Origin of the sequence: Winogradskyella helgolandensis, assembly GCF_013404085.1 — a bacterium.
GTDB classification, from domain to species: domain Bacteria; phylum Bacteroidota; class Bacteroidia; order Flavobacteriales; family Flavobacteriaceae; genus Winogradskyella; species Winogradskyella helgolandensis.
In genome coordinates this window covers 1971964-1995275 of record NZ_JABFHO010000001.1, presented here as the reverse complement: position 1 = coordinate 1995275, position 23312 = coordinate 1971964, and the positions used below count along the sequence as shown (strand labels likewise).

Here is a 23312-nt window from a genome sequence, read left to right as displayed (position 1 = left end):
TGATTGATGAATAGCATTTTAAAAACGCAAGAAAGCTAGAAATCGTATGAAATTTCTTAAAATTTTTATAAAATTAGCGTTTTAGTGTAAAATGACCTTTAAAAGTTCTGCCATCCGTGAATTTTGCGATAAACCAATAATCGTCCGTTGGTAATAATTCTCCATTACTTGTACCATCCCAATTTTGGTTTGTAGCATTTATTATAGCCACTTGTTTACCATAGCGATTAAATATCTCTATAGCCACTGTCTCTGACAATTCTGAAGTAAATCCTTTAATTTGCCAAGTATCATTTACAGTATCTCCATTAGGTGTGAAAAATTTTGGAAACCCTAAAACAAAAATATCACTTGACACGATGCCGCAATCTGCTTTTACATCTTTAACATATACAGAATGAATTCCGGCTGGTACATTTTCAAAAATATTTGAATCTTGATATATACCGTTTTCTTCATCTAAAGCATAAACATACTCTCCATCTCCTGAAACCAATACTGAAATTGAATTATTTTCAGATAAATCAGTGATTTCAATCGTTTCAAACCTTGCCGTATCGGATGGCAACACTGTAATCGTTCTGACATTAGAACAACCAAAAGGTTTTGTTACTTCTACTGTATAAGTGCCTGGCTCATTTATTTCAATAGTCATTGTCGTTTCGCCTGTAGACCAATTATAATAAAAGTTGTTTGGTGTATCATTAATAATACCACCTTCTAAGGTTATAGTCTCCGGAAAACTATTTAAGCAATAATAAATGGTTTCATCTTGAAGCAGATTTGGCAAATATTCAACTTGTAAGTTAACCTCTCCAATACTATAACAACTTCCATTTTGTTCTAATCTTACAAAAATGGTTTGATTATATGCTTCAGTATTAATAAAATCACTATTCAATTCATTCTCTTGAAGTAAGGCATCACTATAAGTCTCATAATAACCTAGAACAATCACATCCGACGCTAAAGAATTTAAAATTTGACTTTCGGCAAGTGTTAAATCAAAATTAACTATACCTGTCTCGTTCAAATTATCGCATGCCGTTAAAAGCGCATAATTCGTAACATTCGTATTTACAGACAATACTACTTCTGCTGTGGAACTACAATTTGTAGTCGTATTTAGCACCTGTGCAAAAACCACCTGATTATTAGAAAGGTTAGTATAATCGTCATCATTGATAGGTATAGGCGAATCCATCGATTCAAAAAAACGAACTTCTAAATCTGCTAAACTCCCATTTACAATAACATCATTATACGAACTGAGGCTGAAATTAGAAAGACCATCCATTACCTCATCTTCACATTGAATTATAGTTATATCATTAACACTAGGAATTTCGTTAATGGTTACTGTCATAGGATATCGCTCTACATTAGAAGCACACCCTTGTACAACTGGTAATAACCAATAGGTTGTAGTGGTATTAATTTGCACATCATAAATAGACCCAACGTGAATTGGAGTCGTTGACGTTGACGTTTCAAACCACCAAACATCTGGAGTTGAAGCTCCAGCATATAAGATAAAAGTACCGGTTCCACATACGGTTATATCATTATTTAAAACTCTTGGCATTACAAGTGTACTACTGGCTGAAAGACTAATATTTGGCTCATTAGGCAAGCCTCCATATTCCACAATATAACCTTGAGGATGGTAAGCGCTACTCACATTGGTGTCTCCGGTATTAGATAAATCATTCCACGCCCCTAAAATACCAATTGATGAATCTGTTATATGGGCATAATCCTCATTACCTGCATTATTAGGTTCGTTATAGTTCCATAAAGAAAACTCATTATTTGGCGCATTTCCATTAACACCACCTTGCCAAAACACAGTCCCGGTTTCTGGTCCTGTAACCCATTTCCACGTGCCTTCAGTTTCGGCATCAGAACCTCCAATCCAACCTGCACCTGCGCTTTGCTCCCCTGCCAATTGCGATTCTTCTACTGATGTCAAGGTTGCTAAATAACCTTGCAAACCAAAATAAGTTTGTGCTGCTGCCGCATCTCTTGCCTGCGTCCATGTAATGCCTGGATTAGACACATAAAAATAATAATGCCCTGTACTTGGTAAGTAATTAGCGTCTCCTAAATTGATTGAAAACTGTCTATCTTGAGTAAATGTCGTTTGTGTAGTTTGAAAAACCACATTCTCAATGGCATTTTCAAAATCAGCAAAAGTAGCTGGTCCAGACAAGGTTAAAAGTCCTTCTGAAGCATTCCAACTTGACGTAATATTGGGATTTAATCCAATTAACTCTAAAGTATCATCTCCATTTTGATAGCCTTCAGCTATTTGCACAAATATTTCTGACAACAATGTATCTTCAGGATCAGGATCTGTAATAGACACAGAAGTAACTATAGGCATTTGTGATTGTGGACAATACACTTGCCCACCCGAAACACTTATTTCGGGAGGAAGATTTTGGGAGAACCCATAACAATGGCATAACCAAAAACAAAAGATAAAAAGGTAGCACTTTATTTTTTTCATAAAAAATTAAAGCTACTACTTTTTTCTCATATAAACACTTATTGGAACACCATTAAAATCGAATTGATCTCTCAGTTTATTTTCTAAAAAACGTTTATAAGGATCCTTTACATACTGCGGTAAATTACAGAAAAATGCAAATTGAGGTTGCGGAGTTGGCAACTGCATAATGTACTTTATTTTCACAAACTTACCTTTGTTTGCAGGAGGTGGCTGATGCTCTATTATTGGTAATAAAGCTTCGTTAAGCACACTTGTTTTAATCTTTTTAGTTCTGTTTTTATAGACCTCAACAGCAGTTTCAATAGCCTTAAAAATACGTTGCTTATTTAATACTGAAATAAACACAATTGGCACATCTGTAAAAGGAGCAATTTCTCTTCTAATATGTTGCTCAAATTCTTTAGCTGTCTTGGTATCTTTTTCAACTAAATCCCATTTATTAACAAGAATCACAATACCTTTTCGGTTGCGTTCAGCTAACCAAAATATATTTTGAACCTGTCCATCAAAGCCACGAGTAGCATCTAACACAACTAAACAAACATCGGAATGCTCTATTGCTCTTACACTTCGCATAACAGAATAAAACTCTAAATCATCTTTTACTTTAGTTTTACGTCGTATACCCGCAGTATCTACCAAATTAAATTCGAACCCAAAACGGTTATATTTTGTATCAATAGAATCGCGAGTTGTACCTGCAATATCAGTAACAATATAACGATCCTCACCAATTAGTGCATTTATAAACGATGATTTTCCAGCATTAGGTCTTCCAACCACAGCAAAACGTGGTAATTGATCTTCCTCTACCTCTTCTTTTTCCGGTAAAGCCTCAACAACAGCATCTAACAAATCTCCTGTTCCACTACCATTGATACTTGCAATTGCGAAATAATCACCTAAACCAAGTGAATAAAACTCAACCGCATCTTCTAAACGCTTATTGTTATCTACTTTATTAACGACTAAAAAGACTGGCTTTTTAATTTTTCGCAATAATTGAGCGACATCTTCATCCATACCAGTGACACCAGATTCAACATCAACCATAAAAATGATAGCATCCGCTTCATCAATAGCTAACTCTACTTGCTTATCTATTTCTGCTTCAAAAACATCATCACTACCAACGACATATCCACCCGTATCAATTAATGAAAATTCTCTACCGTTCCAATCTGTTTTACCATAATGACGATCCCTTGTGACGCCACTAACAGCATCAACAATAGCTTCACGTCTTTTAATTAGACGATTAAAAAATGTCGATTTCCCTACATTAGGGCGACCTACTACAGCTACAATATTGCTCATTTATTTTTATTTAAGGCTACAAAGATACTATATACTTACGTGTTATGGTGAACTATTACTGACTTTTCACGTCATAAGCCAAAAACAAGTCTTGAGTAGAAAAAGCAGGGTCAAATCAGCTCACCTTATTGTTAACATCCTGTTGATAACAAGTAGAAATTTAACGTAGATACCTTTTATTTTTAGTAATTTTATCGCGTGTGATAAATAGGATTTTATTTACATTTTTTTGTAGTAAGTTAATTAGGTTTCTTTTTCAAGAACAGCCCCTTTCTTATAGGCTTATTTTAGTTTACAAAAAACACAAATAAAACACGCATAACATTTAAAGCACAATACTTTACAATTAAATTTCTACAAAGAATGGGGAAATACTTTACGCTTATAATACTTTTATTTTTAGGATCTAAATATAGTTTAGCGCAACAAAACTATATAGACCATACCATTAAAAAAGGCGAAAACGTTTATATGATATCTAGACGATATGGCGTCAGTGTCAATGCTATTTTTGATCTCAACCCAGGATCTAGAGATGTTATTTATACAGGTAACATTTTGCGTGTCCCAAAATATAGTACGGCAACATCCTCTTCTAACAACACAATAATTAACGACACAACAGTGAGTAATTATATCGTTAAACGAGGAGAGACAAAATCTGGTCTTTCGCGTCGTTTTGGGGTAAGTATTGCCATGTTAGAGCAACAAAATCCACATATTATAAGTATGCTTCAAGCAGGACATACGATCAATTTGGATAAAACGATACAAGAAACACAACCTAAAGCAAAAACAGGTGAACATTATGTTGTTAAAGGTGAAACACTTTGGGGAATCTCTAGAATTTACGGTATAAGTTTAGCTCAATTGGAAGCCGCAAATGCTGATCGTTTATCTGAATTTTTACAAATAGGGCAAACTTTAATTATTCCAGATAAGAACTCAGAGACGACAATTGATGGTGAATATTTGGTGCAACGTGGTGATACAAAATTTCAATTAGCGAAGCGTTTTAACATGACGATAGCTGAGCTTGAAGAAAAAAACCCACATATTGTAACCATGCTCATGGCAGGACACAGATTGAATGTGGATAATAATACTGTTGTTAGTCAATCTCAAGAAATCCCTGATACACAAGAAAACCCAGACCTAATAGAAGACACTATTACAGAAGTAGATACAACAACCACCTCAAATAGTTACAAAAATTATGTTATAGAACCCAAAGAAACTCTCTTTGGCTTGTCTAAAAAAGCAGGCATGACGATTGAAGAACTAACAACCTTAAATCCAAATCTTCTAACATCCGTTAATGCTGGCGATATAATTAAAATGCCAATCGGTGTATCTGGCACTTCTACTTATACACCACCAACATCTACAACGAGTACTGTTGACTCTACTGACACCAATATAGCGGATTCAACTACAAAAATCTATACAAATAAAAACGAAGCACTATTTACTAATTTAGTTACAGAAACTTCAACTGGACTTTATTTTTATACTCCTTTTTCGAGCGAAGAATTAAGTTCTCCTGAAGAAAGACAAAAAATGATTAGTGTCAATGCAGATTTTCAAAAGTATATCGATTTTTTCCAAGGAGCTCAAATTGCGATTGATTCAGCTAAAACTCTTAATCTAGATTTTGATGTTACCTTAATTAAAAAGAACATCGCAAAATCGAAAATAACCATTGAAAGTCCACATAGAAAAAATGCTATTCTTGTTCCTTTTTCTGAGACGAGTTCAAATTTTCCAAGTATTGATTCTGAATCTTCAATTTCTATAATTGACATTGAATCTAACATTGTTTCAAATGACAGCATTAACGTTTACAGATCAATTCCTTCAGAGAAAATTCAAATCACTAAAACATTAAATTATTTAGCACAACAAAATGCAAATGTTGTTGTGATCAGTGATCTTGCTGAAGCTAGAAATAAGGATTTAATTTTAAATACACTTCCCGAAGCTCAATTCTTAAAAGCTGATAATGCAGGGTTTTTTAAATCTGATGCTTTAGACAATGCACTAAACAAAAATAAACTTAACTATATCGTTTTTGATAGCGAAAAAACCATTGTTCTTCTCAACACAACCACAGCATTAATGGGGAAATTATCAGACCACAACATTCAATTGGTAATGCTCGAGTCATCCTTACTTCCAAAACAAACCGAGGTTTCAGATATGAGATTCCGAGTTTTAAAGCTCATTTTTCCTGCTGTTACAGATCCACAAAATAAAAATGACATTACGGATTTTGAAAACAAATATGAAGATCTATTTAGTGCTAAACCATCTCAGCATGCTGTTTTAGGTTTCGATGTTACGTTTGATACTTTATTAAGAATTTCTCAAAGCACATCATTTGAAGAATCCATAAACACAACAGTGTCAGAACAACCACATCTAAAATTTGATTATCAAAAAACTAACGATAGAAATTATTTTAACACTGGCGTTTATTTGATGCAATACAATTCAAATGAAGGAATGATAGAACTTAACCATTAGATTGCTATATTGGCTAATTCAAAAAAGATTGTAAATCAATTTCCTTTATCAGGAGTTTAAATAATATAAATTGAGAATTATTTATATATAAGTCTAAATTTTAGATACTAAAACAGAACAACGTTAAACACCTAGATTTAACAAACATTTTGAGCCAATAAAAAAACTATAAAACTGTCTGTTTTAATTTTGTTATGTATAGGCTATTTACATATATTTGTTTTCCCTCTATCTCTCAATATAGCAAGTCAAGAGTAATATTACGAACTTGCTGTTCTTAAATACATGGCATTGATTTCAACAAAAGCAATTATTATAAATTTTTTTAATGAAAGCCAAAAAGTACAGTTTTAAAAGATATCCTATACGATTAGCATTTCTACTTATTTCTATTTTATGTGGGTTAACTTCTGTTAATGCACAATGTCCTACAGTTACTAACAGCACACAATCGCTTTGTGATGTGCAATCTGTTCTCGTTGGCGATTTACAAGCTATTGATAATGGCGGTGGAGTCGTTTGGTATGATTCGCCAACCTCAACTGTTCCGCTTTCAAACTCTGACAGTTTAATTAATGGCCAAGATTATTATGCTGATGACAATTCTGGAACCTGTGGCGCAAGAGCTAGAGTAGATATCATAATTTACGGACCTCCTGTTGGAGATAATTTTCAAGGTATCTGTTTAGATGATCCTTCACTTGCAACAGTTAGTGATTTAGTGGCCATTGGAAATGATGTTCAATGGTATTTATCGCCTTCTGGAGGCACTCCTCTAACTGATACAGATATCTTAATTGATAATACTATTTACTATGCTGACCAAGCAAGTTTAGACGGAAGTTGTAGAACATCAAGACTCTCTGTTTTAGTTCTTGTTGGTGCTACACCTATTCCAACAGGAGATATGATTCAAAATTTTTGTGTCACACCTGAATTTACACCTACCGTAGGTGATTTAGTAGCAAGCGGCAACAACAATTGGTATATTTCACTATTTTCTGCTTTAGAATTACCTCCGTCAACTCCTTTAGTTAATGGACAGACATACTATGCTACAACTTTGGACCCTCCATGTGAAAGTACTGGAAGATTGGCGGTTTTAGCAGTTTTAGATAACGCACCAGACGCTGGAGAAGATAATGCAATAAATCTATGTGATAATACCAATGCTACAATTGATTTATTTTTAGAACTTGGAGGTACCCCAGATTCTGGAGGAACTTGGTCACCTGCTTTGAATAGTGGCACAGGTATTTTTGACTCAAATAGTGATCCTGAAGGCATCTACACCTACACGGTTAATTCCAACAATAGCTGTCCTGACGAATCTGCAACGATTACGATAACTTTTATACCAGAACCTAATGCAGGTATAGATGGCACTTTAGACTTATGTAGTAATAGTGACTCCATCGATTTGTTTTTAAGCTTAGGAGGTACACCCGACTCTGGTGGTGTTTGGTCACCTGCCCTTACTAGTGGCACTGGCGAATTTAATCCTGCCTTAGATACAGATGGCATTTACACCTATACTGTAAGTGGTACGCTTCCTTGTGTAGACGTTTCAGCAACAGTAAATGTTTCAGTTACTCCTTTTATGTATGCCGGTGAAGATGTCAGCATTGACATTTGCAACACAAGCGGAACCATTGATTTATTTGATAACCTAGGTGGTGTACCAGATATTGGAGGTGTTTGGTCACCTGCTTTAAATAGCGGAACTGGAATTTTTGATCCTTCTATTGATAGTTCTGGTGTTTACACTTATGAATTCACAGGAAATACTCCTTGTCCTGATGAATCCGCAACAGTTACAATCACTGTAAACCCCTTGCCAAATGCAGGGTCTGACAGTGTACTTGAAATTTGTAGTAATGATTTAACTACAGTAAACTTATTTGATAGTCTCGGAGGTGCTGCTGAAACTGGAGGTACATGGCTTCCTGAATTAAATAGTGGGACAGGTCTTTTTGATCCTTCTATTGATGCTGCTGGCACTTATACATACACCGTTCCTGGAATTGCACCGTGTCCTGATGCTTCAGCCACTGTAGACGTTATTATTATACAAGAACCAGATGCTGGCTTAGATGCCACAATTGACATATGTAGCAATAATGGTTCTTTTGATTTATTTGATTATCTCGAAGGCTCTCCCGAAATTGGAGGAACTTGGTCACCATCGCTTACTAGTGGAACCGGAATGTATGATCCATTAATTGATACTAATACTTCTTATACATATACCGTAGCAGGCAGCTCACCTTGTGCTGATGCTATGGCTACAGTCACAATAACTGTTACCCCTTTCCTAGATGCAGGACAAGATGGAGCTGTTACTATTTGTACCAATGACGGCACAATAGATCTTTTTGACAGTCTCGGAGGTATACCAGATGCAGGAGGAACTTGGTCTCCACCACTTACTAGTGGAACCGGAATGTTTGATCCTAATATTGATACTGGAGGAACTTACACCTATACAACCACCGGATCAGAACCGTGTTTAGACGATTCGGCAATCGTAGTCGTTACGGTAGAGCAGTCTCCAGACGCTGGTAGTGATGGAACGTTGCTTATATGTAATATCTCAAATACATACGATTTATTTGACAGTTTAAATGGAATTCCGCAGTCAGGTGGAACTTGGTCTCCTACACTTTCAAGTGGAACAGGAGTTTTTAACCCTAACTTAGATGCTGATGGCATTTACACGTATACAATAAATTCTATATGTGGTGACGTTTCTGCTGAGGTATCAGTGACTTCAATTGATGCTAATTATGCTGGAACAAATGGAAGTGTTGAATTTTGTAGTACAGACACAACAACCATAGATTTATTTGATAGTCTTGGAGATTCGCCAGACACTGGAGGAACCTGGTCACCTGCACTCTCAAGTGGAACAGGAATTTTTGATCCAACTTTAGATTCAGCGAACACGTACACGTACACGGTTTTAAATAGTGCAACCCTTTGTCCTGATGACACTGCTACAGTTATTGTTTCAATTTTAGATGAACCGAATGCTGGAAATGATGGCACATTAAACTTATGTAATTCGACGAATACAATCAATTTACTGGAAGGTTTAGCGGGAGCACCTGAAGCTGGAGGTACGTGGTCACCAACATTAAATAGCGGTACGGGAATTTTTGACCCTAATACAGATGCTGAAGGTATTTACACCTATACACTAACCAATTCTTGTGGTACGAGTTCTGCAACCGTTGATGTTTCTTTTTCAGACACCAATGACGCAGGAACTGATGGTGCAATTGATTTGTGTAGTACTGATGCTGAGGTAAATTTATTTGATAGTTTAGGCGGTACTCCTGATGTCGGAGGAACGTGGTCACCCGCTTTAACCAGTGGATCAGGACTATTTAATCCTAGCCTTGATGCTGCGGGTTCATATACATATACAATCTCTAGTGTAACTCCTGCTTGTCCGGATGCTACAGCTACGGTTGAAGTTACCGTTTTACAAGGACCAAATGCAGGAAATGATGGGACACTTAATTTATGTGATTCTAATAATACAGTTAATTTATTAGATGGTTTAGGCGGTAATCCTGAATCAGGAGGAACATGGTCACCTACCCCAAACAGTGGTACAGGAATATTAGACCCTAATACAGATGCTGAAGGCATTTACACCTATACACTAACCAATTCTTGTGGTACGAGTTCTGCAACCGTTGACGTTTCTTTTTCAGACACCAATGACGCAGGAACTGATGGTGCAATTGATTTGTGTAGTACTGATGCTGAGGTAGATTTATTTGATAGCTTAGGTGGTACACCTGATATCGGTGGAACTTGGTCACCAGCTTTAACTAGTGGATCAGGACTATTTAACCCTAGCCTTGATGCTGCCGGCTCATATACATATACGATTACAAGTGTGACTCCTGCTTGTCCGGATGCAATAGCTATAGTAGAAGTTACCGTTTTACAAGGACCAAACGCAGGAAATGATGGTACACTTAATTTATGCGATTCAACGAATACAGTTGACTTATTTGACAGTTTAGCTGGTGCAGCTGATACAGGAGGTACATGGACTCCGGCATTAGATAGCGGAAGTGGAATTTTTGATCCTAATATTGATCCTGAAGGCAGTTATACCTATACAGTAAGTAATTCTTGTGGTACAAGTTCTGCAACCATTGCTGTTTCTTTTTCAGATACAAATGATGCTGGAACCGATGGCACAATTGACCTTTGTAGTTCGGATGCAACTGTAGATTTATTTAATAGTTTAGGAGGTACACCTGATGTCGGAGGAACGTGGTCACCCGCACTTACTAGTGGAACAGGTGAGTTTGATCCTAGCCTTGATGCTGCCGGCACTTATACGTATACGATGTCTAGTGCTAGTGCTGCGTGTCCTGACGCCACCGCGACCGTTGAGGTTTCAATTTTACAAACACCAAATGCAGGCAGTGATGGTACTTTAGATTTATGTACAAATGATTCAAGTTTAGTTAATTTAATAGGTGGCTTAAGTGGATCACCTGATACTGGTGGAACTTGGTCTCCTGCACTCGCAAGTGGAACAGGAATGTTTGATTTTACTATCGATACTGCTGGTATGTACACCTATACTGTAACGAATACATGTGGAACAAGCTCTGCAACCGTAACCGTTACAATTTCAACTGCAAATGATGCAGGAACTGATGGAGCTATTGAGTTCTGTAGTAATGCGACCATTGCAAATTTATTTGACAGCTTAGGAGGTACTCCACAAACTAATGGAACATGGTCGCCGGCATTAACTAGTGGAACAGGAGAATTTGACCCTAGCGTTGATGCTGCTGGTGATTATACTTATACCGTTTCAGATAGTACATCGTCTTGTCCTGAATCAACTGCTACTATTACCGTTACAATTTTACCAGAGCCAAATCCAGGTAGCGACGAAATTCTTAATTTATGTATAGATCAAACAGATTCTGTAGATCTTTTTGACAATCTTGGAGGATTGCCAGATACTGGAGGCACATGGTCACCTGCGCTCACAAGTGGAACTGGCCTTTTTGATCCAACTATAGATGCAGCTGGTATTTACACTTATTCAGTAACTTCAACTGAGTGTGGTATTACTAACTCTGCTACTGTAACCGTTACCATTATTGATCTACCTGATCTTACCGGTTTAACAATGTCTATTGAAAATAATATTATATGTGTCGGTTTAGAGGATGCTTTTATTGATATTACAGGAGCCAATCAATTACCTGATGGAGAATATTCTATAGTATATTCACTTACAGAAGCTAACAATTCAGTTAATACCATAGCGATTACTATAACAGATGGAAATGCTACATTTATAATTCCACAAGAATTATTACCAAATTCTGGCTTAACACTTGTTACGCTTACCCAGTTATTTGTTTTAGGCCAAAATTGTAGCGCTATCACGAACGCTATTGAATCAGTAAAAATATTAGTTGAAGAATTACCTGCTCCAGAGCTTATTGATAATGGTGCTGAATTTTGTTCAGAAGACAACCCTACTATTGCAGATCTATCTAATAATATAATTAATGATGGTATTGTTATTTGGTATGATCAACCTGTTGATGGTATTGCTTATAATGAGTCTGAAGCTTTACAAGAAGGAGTTATTTATTATGGAACCTTGACCTCTGATTATGGCTGTGAAAGTAATGTACGATTAGAAGTTACAATAAGCTTTATTTCTTGTGTAGGAGAACTTTTAATTCCTGATGGATTCTCTCCAAACGGAGATCCTATTAACCCTGTCTTTGATATCATCAATTTAGATATATTATACCCTAATTTTAAGCTAAGTGTATTTAACCGATATGGCAACATACTTTATGAAGGAGATATTAATTCTCCTAAATGGGATGGAACATCCAAAAACAGTAATACTGTACTTCCTGCTGGTGTCTATTTTTATATTATAGAGTTTAATGATGGTCAACGCGAACCACAACAAGGCAGAGTTTATCTGAATAGATAATTATGACATATTAAAATGATAAGTAAATTAACAACATATAGTATTGCGATTATAACTCTATTCTTAGGGTTCTCATCACATGCGCAACAAGATCCTCAATTCACGCAATATATGTATAATATGAGTGTCATAAATCCTGCGTACGCAACGGATGATGAGACTACAATGAATATCGGTTTACTTTATAGATCTCAATGGGCAAGATCTATTGGAGGTCCCACCACAGGCTCTCTATTTGTACACTCTAAAATCACAGATCGTTTAGAAGGAGGTATTTCTTTTGTACATGATGAAATTGGTGATGTTGTAAAACAAACTGGTGCTTTTGCCGATATTGCTTATGTTCTTCCGGTTGGAAAAAATTCAAAATTATCTTTTGGAATTAAAGCTGGAGCCACATTTTACAGTACTAACTTTGACGGCTTTGTATATTCAGATCCATTACCAGATCCTGCTTTTGCAGAAAACATCAATAGAACCTTTCCTAATGTGGGAGCCGGTTTATACTATTTTTCAGAAAATTATTACTTAGGATTATCAGCTCCTAATTTATTACAAACAAAACACCTTCAAGATGATAGTGGAGTGGTTTCCGACGCATCAGAAAACATGCATTTGTTTTTTACAGGTGGCTATGTCTTTAATTTTGGCGATAATTTTAAATTCAAACCAGCATTTATGGCTAAGCATGTTAACAGTGCGCCACTATCGGTAGATGTAACTGCAAATGTGTTAATATATGACAAAGTAGAATTCGGATTAGGGTATCGTTACGACGATTCAGTAACTGGTATGCTTAATTTTACTATGTCACCAGCAGTTCGGATTGGTTATGCTTACGATCATACGCTCTCTAACTTAGGTCGATTTAATTCCGGTTCGCACGAATTACTTTTATTGTTTAACATTGGTAATCTTGGAAAAGGCTACGATAAATCCCCTAGATTTTTCTAATTGAAGACACATGAAAACGTTTAAACTATACATACTATTTACGGCTTTAACAACAGGAATGCTATGTTTCTCTCAATCTGCAAGTAAAGCCAATATTCTTTACGAAAATAGAGCTTATGTTGAAGCTGCAGAGATATTTTCTAGTCTTCCTAAAACAGCTAGTAATTTAGAAAAACTAGGCGATTGCTATTATTATAACTCTGAATTTGATAACGCTTATAAAGCCTATAAACAAGTGTATGATTTAAAAATTAGCACTGACCTAAGCGAAGATTTCTATTTTAAATATTTTCAAGTATTAAAAGGTACCAAAAATTATGAAAAAGCTGATGAAATTTCAACACGCCATCTAAAGGATACTATCAACACACCTGAATTAAAGGAGTTACTAAAACGTATCGTACCTTATAAGTATGAATTAAAAAATCTTACAGAGGATGTTGGTGGTTCTAGTTTTGGCGTTGGTCTTTATGACGATAAAATTGTTTTTGCTTCTACTAAAAATATAGAAAACCCAAATTATAATTGGAATGGTAAGCCCTATTTAGATTTATACGAAGGAGTGGTATCAACAAAAGGTGATGACATTACTTTAGATAGTATTCAACCACTTAACGATGAGATTAACGCTGTAAAACAACATGAAAGTAATGCCGTGTTTACGAAAGATGGTAAAACCATGTATTTTTCTAGAAATCTCAAAAAACGCATTGATTTAGATTCCACAAAAATTGCGGTTGTTAGTATTTTCAAAGCAGAACGTGTTAAAGATGAATGGAAGAATATTGAACCTGTTTCTTTCGCTAGTGAAACCTATTCTACAATGCATCCTTCGCTAAACAGTGATGAAACTCGACTCTATTTTTCGAGTGATATGCCTAATACTTTAGGATCATTTGATATTTTCTATGTAGATGTTTATGCAGATAATTCGTTCGGTACACCTATCAACCTAGGAGAAAACATCAACACTATTCGCAGGGAACAATTTCCTTTTATAGCTAAAGACAGTACACTTTATTTTTCTTCAAATGGTAAACATGGCTTTGGAGGTTTAGACCTCTTTGCAAGTAGTGCAAGTAATAATGAATTCTTGGAAGCGCTCAATTTAGGCGAGACTATAAACAGCGAAAAAGATGATTTCGCATTCGTGGTTGTAGATTCAATAAATACAGGATATATATCATCTAACAGATCTGGTTTAGATAATATTTATACGTTTAAACGTATTGAAAACGACAGAACTTATTTCATTGAAGGTTTAGTTACAGACAAAGTCACAGGTGAAATATTACCGAATACCACAGTGACTTTATTTGATAAAGATGGCAATGTTATTGCCGAACAATTAGTAGGCGAAGATGGACGCTATAAACTACCAACACAGCCAAGTCAAAAATATTCTGTAGAAGGATTTCAACCAAAATACATTCCTCAAGTCGAATTTTTTGACACTAACGATAAAGGTAATATTGAGTTCAATATTGAGTTAGAAATTGAATCTTATAAAGATGCAGAAGAAATTGTTACTGATGATGATGAAGGAAACACATATATCGAACTAGAGAACATATATTTCGATTTTGCTAAATGGGATATAAAACCACAAGCTGCCCGAACTCTAGACGTTTTAGTAGCGTTACTTAAAAAGTATCCAAGGATGGAAATCCAGTTAGGAGCCCATACCGATTCTAGAGCGAGTTATGAATTTAACATGGATCTTTCAGAAAAAAGAGCACGTGCTACTTTAGAATATCTAGTAGAAAATGATATTCCTAGAGCGCGTCTAACCTCTAAAGGTTATGGTGAAACGAAACCTTTAGTTCCTTGTGGTGATAACTGTACAGAAACTGAATACTCAATTAATAGACGTTGTGAGTTCCTAATATTACGTTAGAAACGGATCTCTCTTTTTAAAATATGGAACTGTCTAATGAAATAGTTTTAAGACCGCGCTTCAAGTTTGAAGTCAATGCGACTAACAACAAATTGTTAGAAGATTTTGAACAAACAAAATCTACCCAAACAGAATTTATTATTTCTAGGATTGACGATCATGTTTTTATAAAAATCCCTAAAAAAGATCAGCACTTTTGGTCCCCTCAATTACACTTAGAGATTAATCAAACCGATAAAGATAAAGCTACTGTACATGGCTTATTTGGACCAAACCCAACCGTTTGGACGTTATTTATGTTTTTACACTTTATTGTTGCTGGTTTATTTTTTGGCTTTGGAATTTGGGCTTATACTAATATCACTTTAGGTAATTCTTATGCCATACAATTATGCCTATCATTATTTATGATCATACTTTGGTTTGTATTGTACTTTGCTGGAAGAATTGGACGCTCAAAAGGTATGTCCGAAATGCACAAACTTCATGGCTTTATGAAAGAAACCCTTAAAGTTTATCGCTGATTATATCCAAAACGCTTCAATTGATTTTGATTACTCCTCCAGTTTTTATTCACCTTTACATACAGTTCTAAATGAACTTGCTTACCAAAGAATTTTTCTAAATCCTTACGCGCTTCTACTCCAACACGTTTTAAAGCAGAACCTTTATGACCAATGATAATCCCTTTTTGAGTTTCACGCTCCACCATTATCACAGAACGCATTCTAATGATATTTTCTTCTTCAAAAAACTCTTCAGTATCCACTTCTACGGCATACGGAATTTCTTTTTTGTAATGTATTAAGATTTTTTCTCTAATCGCTTCGTTTACAAAAAACCGTTCTGGCTTATCTGTTAATTGATCTTTTGGATAAAATGCAGGTGACTCTGGTAATAATTCAATAATTCTATCAAATACATTTTGAACATTAAATCCTTCAGTTGCTGAAATTGGGAAAAACTCAGCATTTGGGACTTTACTTTGCCATAATTCTGATTGTTCTTCAAGTTGTTCTTGATTGGATGTATCAATTTTATTCAACAATAATAAAACAGGAATTTTTGAATTGGTAATCTTATTAAAGAAGGCTTCATCTTTAAGCTCTTTTTCTCCTATTTCTACCATGTAAATTAGAACATCGGCATCATCAAAAGCCGACTTTACAAAATCCATCATAGATTCTTGCAGTTCATAAGCTGGTTTTATTATTCCAGGTGTATCACTTAGAATGACCTGAAAATCCTCACCATTTACGATTCCCAAAATTCGATGTCTCGTTGTTTGCGCTTTAGATGTAATTATTGATAATTTTTCACCAATAAACGCATTCATTAACGTGGACTTTCCAACATTAGGATTACCTATAATATTTACAAAACCTGCTTTATGCATCTTTAAGAATTTACTGCAAAGTTACAATCTTTAATGCATTAAGTCCTAAAAGAGTTGAAATACAATTTTACATATGATAAAAATCACCATTTATACGTCATTATTCTTATAAATTTGAGAAGTACAAACCTATTACCTCCTATTATGACAGATCTTCAGATTGCAAAAAAAGTAACACTAAAGCCCATATCGGAAATAGCAGAAAAATTCGGAATTGACCCTGAACTAATTGAAATGTTTGGAAAAAATAAGGCGAAAATTCCACTATCGTTTATAGATAAAGATAAAGCGAAACAAAGTAATCTTATTTTGGTATCGGCAACATCTCCTACTCCAGCTGGAGAAGGAAAAACAACGATATCCATTGGATTGTCTGAAGCTCTAAATAAACTAAATAAAAAAACAACTGTTGTACTCAGAGAACCTTCTTTAGGGCCTGTTTTTGGAATAAAAGGAGGAGCTACAGGAGGTGGGTTTGCACAAGTCTTACCCTTAGAAGATATTAATTTACATTTCACAGGTGATTTTTCAGCAATTGAAAAAGCCAATAATTTATTAGCTGCTATTATTGACAATAATATTCAGAGTAAAACAAACTCTTTAGGTATAGATCCAAGAACAATTACATGGAAACGTGTATTTGATGTTAATGATAGAGCTTTAAGAAACATCGTTGTTGGCTTAGGAGGCACCTCTTCTGGTATTCCACGAGAGACTGGTTTTGATATTACTGCGGCTTCAGAAATTATGGCTATTCTCTGTATTTCCAAAGATTTAAGTGATTTAAAGGAACGTATTGGCAATATTTTTATTGGTTACACATTTTCTAACCAACCCATTTACGCTAAAGACTTAAAAGTTGCAGGTGCAATGGCAGCCTTACTACAACACGCTATAAAACCTAACTTAGTACAAACTATTGAAGGAAATCCCGCCATTATTCATGGAGGTCCATTTGCCAATATTGCCCAGGGTACGAACTCAGTAATTGGAACATTAACGGGAATGACATTTTCGGATTATACCGTTACTGAAGCCGGTTTCGGATGTGATTTAGGAGCTGAAAAATTCTTAGATATCAAATGCCAAAGCGCAAACCTCTCTCCTAAAGCTGTAGTATTAACAACAACAATAAGAGCTTTAAAATACCATGGAGGAGCAGATTTAAAATCATTAAAAATTACGGATTTAGAAGCCTTAGAAAAAGGATTTCCAAATTTAGAAAAACATATTGAAAACATAGAACAATTTGGTTTAACACCTGTGATAGCCATAAATAAATTTGAATCAGATAGTATTGAAGAAATTGAATTAATTAAAAATTTTGCTAAGACTAAAAATATTCGGGTTGCTGTCGCTGATGTTTGGGCTAAAGGAGGAGAAGGTGCTATTGAATTGGCTAAGCAAGTCATTGAAGTTGTTGAAGCCAATACAACCCAATTTAAGCCTTTATATAATTGGGAAAATGATGTAGAATCTAAAATTGAAATCATTGCCCAAAAGATTTATGGAGCTGATCACGTAGAATATACATCTAACGCTAAGCGACAACTAAGACGTATTAAAAAGCTAGGTTTAGATAATTTAGCGATCTGCATCGCAAAAACCGAAAAATCATTGTCTGATAACCCTAAATTATTAGGTCGTCCTAAAGATTTTATTATTACGGTTAGAGAAATTGAAATAGCATCTGGTGCTGGATTTTTAATACCAATTACTGGTGATATGATGAGAATGCCTGGTTTACCTGCGCATCCAGCTTCTGAAGGTATAGATATTAGTGATGACGGTGAGATTACGGGTTTGTTTTAAAAACTTCGTCTCATTTAGTTATTTGGCTTTTAAGAATTCCTTTAATTATAATCTTAAATTTCGTTATAAGAAGAAACAAATCAGTAGCAAAACTATTTCTCAAAACCCCTAAATTTAAACCAATAAAAAAGTCTTTCCTTTCGGAAAGACTTTAATATCTTAGTAGAAACTACAATTAATTAAATTGCAGCAACATGTTTAGTTAACTGAGATTTTAAGTTACCAGCTTTGTTAGCATGAATAACATTCTTCTTTGCTAATTTATCTAACATACTAATAACAGAAGGTAACATAGTTTGTGCCTCTTTAGCATCAGTAATCTCACGTAATTTCTTTATAGCATTACGAGTTGTCTTATGCTGATATTTATTAAGTACACGTCTTTTTTCGTTACTTCTAATTCTTTTTAAAGCTGACTTATGATTTGCCATTATATTATTTTCTTATTAAAAATTGTAGCCCGTAGGGGAATCGAACCCCTCTTACATGGATGAAAACCATGCGTCCTAGCCGATAGACGAACGGGCCATTTTGGTTATTATATTATTTAAATGAACCTACAACGTTTCCATTGCGGTTGCAAATTTACAACTATTTTTAAATTGTGCAACACCTTATTAATTTTTTTTCAAAAAAATTAATAAGCCTTAGCAAAAAGCACACGTTGCATTGATGGTTTTCCGCTGTAAACACAAACCCCCTCTTCCTTCTTTCCCGCTGAAGGAATGCATCTTATCGTTGCTTTTGTGGCTTCTTTAATCTTTTGCTCAGTCTCAATAGTTCCATCCCAATGCGCTGAAATAAATCCTGTTTTATTTTCTAAAACTTTTTTAAATGTTTCAAAATCGTCGACTTCTGTGGTATGTTCGTCTCTAAAATTTAAAGCTTTGGTAAATAATTCATCTTGTATAACCTCTAAAAGATCTTTTATAGTTGACGCTAAACCATTAATTGGTACAATCTCTTTAGTTAAAGTATCACGTCTTGCTAATTCAACGGTATTATTTTCTAAATCTTTTGGCCCAATAGCGATACGTAATGGTACACCTTGTAATTCGTGTTGTGCAAATTTTGCTCCTGGTCTATGCGTAGTTCTTTTATCAAACTTACAACTAACACCTAATGATTTAAGCTCTTTAATTATACTCTCTGCTTTTTCAGAAATTACTTCAAATTGTTCATCTGTCTTAAATATCGGAACAATAACAACTTGAGATGGTGCTAAATTTGGTGGTAACACTAAACCTTTATCATCACTATGCGTCATAATCAAAGCTCCTACCAATCTTGTAGAAACTCCCCAAGAACTTGCCCATACATAATCTAATTTACCTTCATTATTAGTAAACTTAACATCAAAAGCTTTTGCGAAGTTTTGACCTAAAAAATGCGATGTACCAGCCTGAAGCGCCTTTCCATCTTGCATTAAAGCTTCAATACAATACGTTTCAATAGCACCAGCAAAACGTTCGCTTTCAGTTTTCACTCCTTTAATAACAGGAATTGCCATAAAATTTTGAGCAAACTCGGCGTAAACATTATTCATTTGTTCTGTTTCTGCAAGTGCTTCAGCTTTTGTTGCATGCGCAGTATGGCCTTCTTGCCATAAAAATTCAGCAGTACGTAAAAATAAACGTGTTCGCATTTCCCAACGCACAACATTTGCCCACTGATTTATCAAAATTGGCAAATCTCTATAACTTTGAATCCAACCTTTATAAGTATTCCAAATAATAGCTTCACTTGTTGGTCTTACAACTAGCTCCTCTTCAAGTTTAGCCTCAGGATCCACTCTTAATTTCCCTGGATTATCTGGGTCATTTTGTAATCTGTAATGCGTCACAACGGCACATTCTTTGGCAAAACCTTCGGCATTCTTCTCCTCTGCTTCAAATAGGCTTTTAGGAACAAATAATGGAAAATAGGCGTTCTGATGTCCTGTTTCTTTAAACATTCGATCTAATTCTGCTTGCATTTTTTCCCATATAGCATAGCCATAAGGTTTAATAACCATACAACCTCTAACGGCAGAATTTTCCGCTAAATCAGCCTTAACAACCAATTCATTATACCATTTTGAATAATCTTCAGCTCTACTAGTAAGATTTTTGCTCATTTTCCGTGTTTTGGCACAAATATTGTGCTTATGTTAAATGTATTAAATAATACAGCAAAACTAACTATTTTTGCTATGTTCAACAATAAAATAAAAGAGATATGCAATTTAAAACTATTTTAACTCAAAAATTGCCATTTTTTGTTGCACTCGGTTTCATAACCGTGTTAACTTCTTGTGGTTCGTTTCAGTACGCTGGTTATGACAATGACGGTATTTATGCTACTGAAGATTACGAAAATAATACAGAAGAAACAGTTATTACAACTTCAGTAAATGATTCTGACTATTATAAAAATTACTTCTCTGAAAACTCAGCTGAAGTTAATGCCATACAAGAAGAGTCTGAGATTTTTACAGATATTGATTCTTATGAAGGGAATTACACAGAGCAAGTAATAGATACATTAGAACAACAACCTGCTTATGGAGGTTGGGGGCAAAACAGTAATACTGTTACCATTAATTATATAGATAACGGTTGGTATGGCTACAACAGCCCTTGGATCTGGGGTGGTGGATTTGGATATGGTTGGTCAAGACCTTGGGGCTATAATTACGGTTACGGTTGGAACAATCATTGGTCATATGGCGGATATTATGGATATGGTTATGGTCATTATGCTCCTTGGAGATATAACAATGGTTACGGATATTATAATTACGGATGGAACAATGGCTACTACAGAAATAATAGATATGCCTATAATAATACTAGAAGAGGATCTTTATTTAATAATAATAACCTAAATCGCAGAACAAATTCTGCATTATCTAGAAATAATTATTCTACACAAAGATTATCAAATACCTCTAGTTTATCTAGAAATAACCTTACTAGAAGCGTAAGATCTAATAATTCAACGACAAGAACAGTTAGAAATCCTTCTACAACGACAAGATCTACTCGAACTCTGAGAACGACTAGACCTACAACAACTACTAGACGTACTATAACAAGACCTACCAGTAGAACAGTTACACCTACTCGAAGTACAAGATCTACAGGAACGGTTCGATCAAGTTCTAGCACATCAAGATCTTCTAGCAGCAGTACTGTAAGATCATCTAGTAGTAGCTCTAGATCTAGTAGTGGTAGCTCTTCTAGCAGTAGTCGACGAGGCGGTAGAAGATAAACTTTAATAAACATTCTAAAAAATCACATATGAAAAAGTTACTTATGCTGAGCATAGGATTAATAAGCACGTCTTATATTTTAGCTCAAGACATTACAGACGCTCTAAGATATTCTATGGATGGGATCCAAGGAACTGCTCGTTATAGAGCTATGGGTGGTGCTTTTGGAGCCTTAGGAGGCGACATGTCTAGTGTAAATATAAACCCTGCAGGCTCCGCTATATTTAATAATAGCCATGCCTCTGTATCATTAGGTATATTTAATACAAATAACGATACTAATTATTTTAATAGTTATAATTCTGATACTAATACTAATGTAGATTTAAATCAACTAGGTGCTGCATTCGTCTTTAAAAACACAAATACCAACTCGGGTTGGAAAAAATTCTCACTAAGTTTTGCTTATGATCGTACTGCAGATTTTGACAATGATTGGATTGCTAGTGGTGTAAACGCAAATAACACAATAGGATCGTACTTTGTTGAGTATGCTAATGGATTACCAGTTGATGACATTTCGGCCTTACCTGGAGAGTCTATCTCTCAAGCTTATTCCGAAATAGGTTCAATATTTGGATTTCAAAATCAGCAAGCATTCCTAGGATACGAAGGTTACATCATAAATCCTGATGACGATGATACTACTGACAATTATATATCTAACGTAACTGGTGGTGATTATAATCAACGTTATACGTATGCCAGCAGAGGTTACAATGGAAAATTAGCTTTCAATATTGCGACAAGTTATAAGGATAAGCTTTATTTGGGATTAAATCTGAATTCACATTTTATAAACTTTGAACGAACTACATTTCTTAATGAGTCTAATTCGAATGCAAGTTCTGTTGTTAGTCATGTAGATTTTGAAAATAATTTGTTAACGACAGGAAGTGGCTTTTCATTTCAACTTGGTGGTATTGCAAAAATAACTGAAGAATTTAGAGTTGGCTTATCCTATAACTCTCCTACTTGGTATAGTATTTCTGACGAGACATCACAATATTTAGCAACGTCTAGACAAGAAGACGGATCCAATATTAATCAAATTGTTAGCCCTAATGTTGTTAATATCTATGAAGAATATAAATTAAAAACCCCAGGTAAAGTTACTGGTAGTTTAGCTTATATTTTTGGTAGAAAAGGTTTGTTAAGTTTTGATTATGCTGTTAAGGATTATAGTAGTTCAAAATTCAAACCAACTACAGATGCTATTTTTTCTAGTCTAAATACTAGTATCAGTAATGATTTAGATACTGCTGTATCGTATAGATTAGGTGGTGAATACCGTTATAAACAAGTAAGTTTTAGAGGTGGATATCGTTTTGAAGAGAGCCCTTATAAAAATGATAATTTTTATGGAGATCTTAGCGGCTATTCTTTGGGATTAGGATATAATTTTGGTGATATTAATTTAGATTTTGCTTTTAGTCAATCTCAACGCGATTATAATTATCAACTATACTCACAAGGTTTAACAGATGCCACTCAAATTGAATCAAAATTTACTGATTTCATTTTAACATTAGGGTTTAATTTATAAATAGGTTAACTACAATAAAAAAACAGAAAGACCTGAACAATGATTATTGTTCAGGTCTTTCTGTTTTTTTTATCAATAGTAGTAATTGAGAT

Annotated in this window: 13 protein-coding genes and 1 tRNA gene; 8 read left to right on the top strand and 6 right to left on the bottom strand. The window is 34.8% G+C overall.

The genetic code is table 11. The features are described 5' to 3' along the window. Positions 1-73: 73 nt before the first annotated feature. The gene (locus HM992_RS08125) at positions 74-2386 is read right to left on the bottom strand and encodes a T9SS type B sorting domain-containing protein (protein WP_179319304.1); all 2313 of its coding nucleotides are present in this window, start codon (positions 2384-2386) and stop codon (positions 74-76) included. A 141-nt stretch (positions 2387-2527) separates the two neighbouring features. Then, entirely contained in the window at positions 2528-3832 is a 1305-nt protein-coding gene (gene der / locus HM992_RS08120; protein ID WP_178984507.1) for a ribosome biogenesis GTPase Der, read from the bottom strand. Between the two features lie 363 nt (positions 3833-4195). On the opposite strand from der, the gene HM992_RS08115 reads away from it, so the two are divergent. The 5 genes from HM992_RS08115 (at position 4196) to HM992_RS08095 (ending at position 15737) form a co-directional block, all read left to right on the top strand. After that, the gene (locus HM992_RS08115) at positions 4196-6358 is read left to right on the top strand and encodes a muramidase family protein (RefSeq protein WP_179319303.1); all 2163 of its coding nucleotides are present in this window, start codon (positions 4196-4198) and stop codon (positions 6356-6358) included. Positions 6359-6686: 328 nt separating this feature from the next. Beyond that, positions 6687-12362: a gliding motility-associated C-terminal domain-containing protein gene (locus HM992_RS08110; RefSeq protein ID WP_179319302.1), complete on the top strand. Its 5676-nt coding sequence runs from the start codon at positions 6687-6689 to the stop codon at positions 12360-12362. A gap of 15 nt (positions 12363-12377) precedes the next feature. Further along, positions 12378-13316 carry a PorP/SprF family type IX secretion system membrane protein gene (locus tag HM992_RS08105; protein WP_179319301.1) on the top strand — a complete coding sequence of 313 codons (939 nt, stop codon included), beginning with the start codon at positions 12378-12380 and terminating at the stop codon, positions 13314-13316. 10 nt (positions 13317-13326) lie between these two features. Next, positions 13327-15213: an OmpA family protein gene (locus HM992_RS08100; RefSeq protein ID WP_179319300.1), complete on the top strand. Its 1887-nt coding sequence runs from the start codon at positions 13327-13329 to the stop codon at positions 15211-15213. 23 nt (positions 15214-15236) lie between these two features. Further along, the gene (locus HM992_RS08095) at positions 15237-15737 is read left to right on the top strand and encodes a GTP-binding protein (RefSeq protein ID WP_179319299.1); all 501 of its coding nucleotides are present in this window, start codon (positions 15237-15239) and stop codon (positions 15735-15737) included. Here HM992_RS08095 and era read toward each other — a convergent pair. After that, a complete protein-coding gene (era, locus tag HM992_RS08090; protein ID WP_115816324.1) occupies positions 15728-16609 on the bottom strand; it encodes a GTPase Era in 882 nt (293 codons plus the stop codon). The two genes, HM992_RS08095 and era, sit on opposite strands and share 10 nt — an antisense overlap. 144 nt (positions 16610-16753) lie before the next feature. Here era and HM992_RS08085 point away from each other — a divergent pair, with 144 nt between their 5' ends. Continuing rightward, the gene (locus HM992_RS08085) at positions 16754-18421 is read left to right on the top strand and encodes a formate--tetrahydrofolate ligase (RefSeq protein ID WP_179319298.1); all 1668 of its coding nucleotides are present in this window, start codon (positions 16754-16756) and stop codon (positions 18419-18421) included. A gap of 179 nt (positions 18422-18600) precedes the next feature. On the opposite strand, the gene rpsT is transcribed toward HM992_RS08085, so the two are convergent. The 3 genes from rpsT to proS all read right to left on the bottom strand — a co-directional run bounded on the left by rpsT (position 18601) and on the right by proS (position 20537). Beyond that, positions 18601-18852: a 30S ribosomal protein S20 gene (rpsT, locus tag HM992_RS08080; RefSeq protein ID WP_178984500.1), complete on the bottom strand. Its 252-nt coding sequence runs from the start codon at positions 18850-18852 to the stop codon at positions 18601-18603. A gap of 25 nt (positions 18853-18877) precedes the next feature. After that, positions 18878-18949 (bottom strand) — tRNA-Glu (locus HM992_RS08075). Between the two features lie 109 nt (positions 18950-19058). Then, positions 19059-20537 carry a proline--tRNA ligase gene (gene proS, locus HM992_RS08070; RefSeq protein WP_179319297.1) on the bottom strand — a complete coding sequence of 493 codons (1479 nt, stop codon included), beginning with the start codon at positions 20535-20537 and terminating at the stop codon, positions 19059-19061. A 101-nt stretch (positions 20538-20638) separates the two neighbouring features. Here proS and HM992_RS08065 point away from each other — a divergent pair, with 101 nt between their 5' ends. Together HM992_RS08065 and HM992_RS08060 are read left to right on the top strand one after the other, a co-directional pair. Continuing rightward, positions 20639-21673: a hypothetical protein gene (locus HM992_RS08065; protein WP_179319296.1), complete on the top strand. Its 1035-nt coding sequence runs from the start codon at positions 20639-20641 to the stop codon at positions 21671-21673. A 29-nt stretch (positions 21674-21702) separates the two neighbouring features. Further along, positions 21703-23220 carry an OmpP1/FadL family transporter gene (locus HM992_RS08060; protein WP_179319295.1) on the top strand — a complete coding sequence of 506 codons (1518 nt, stop codon included), beginning with the start codon at positions 21703-21705 and terminating at the stop codon, positions 23218-23220. The last annotated feature ends 92 nt before the right edge of the window (positions 23221-23312 follow it).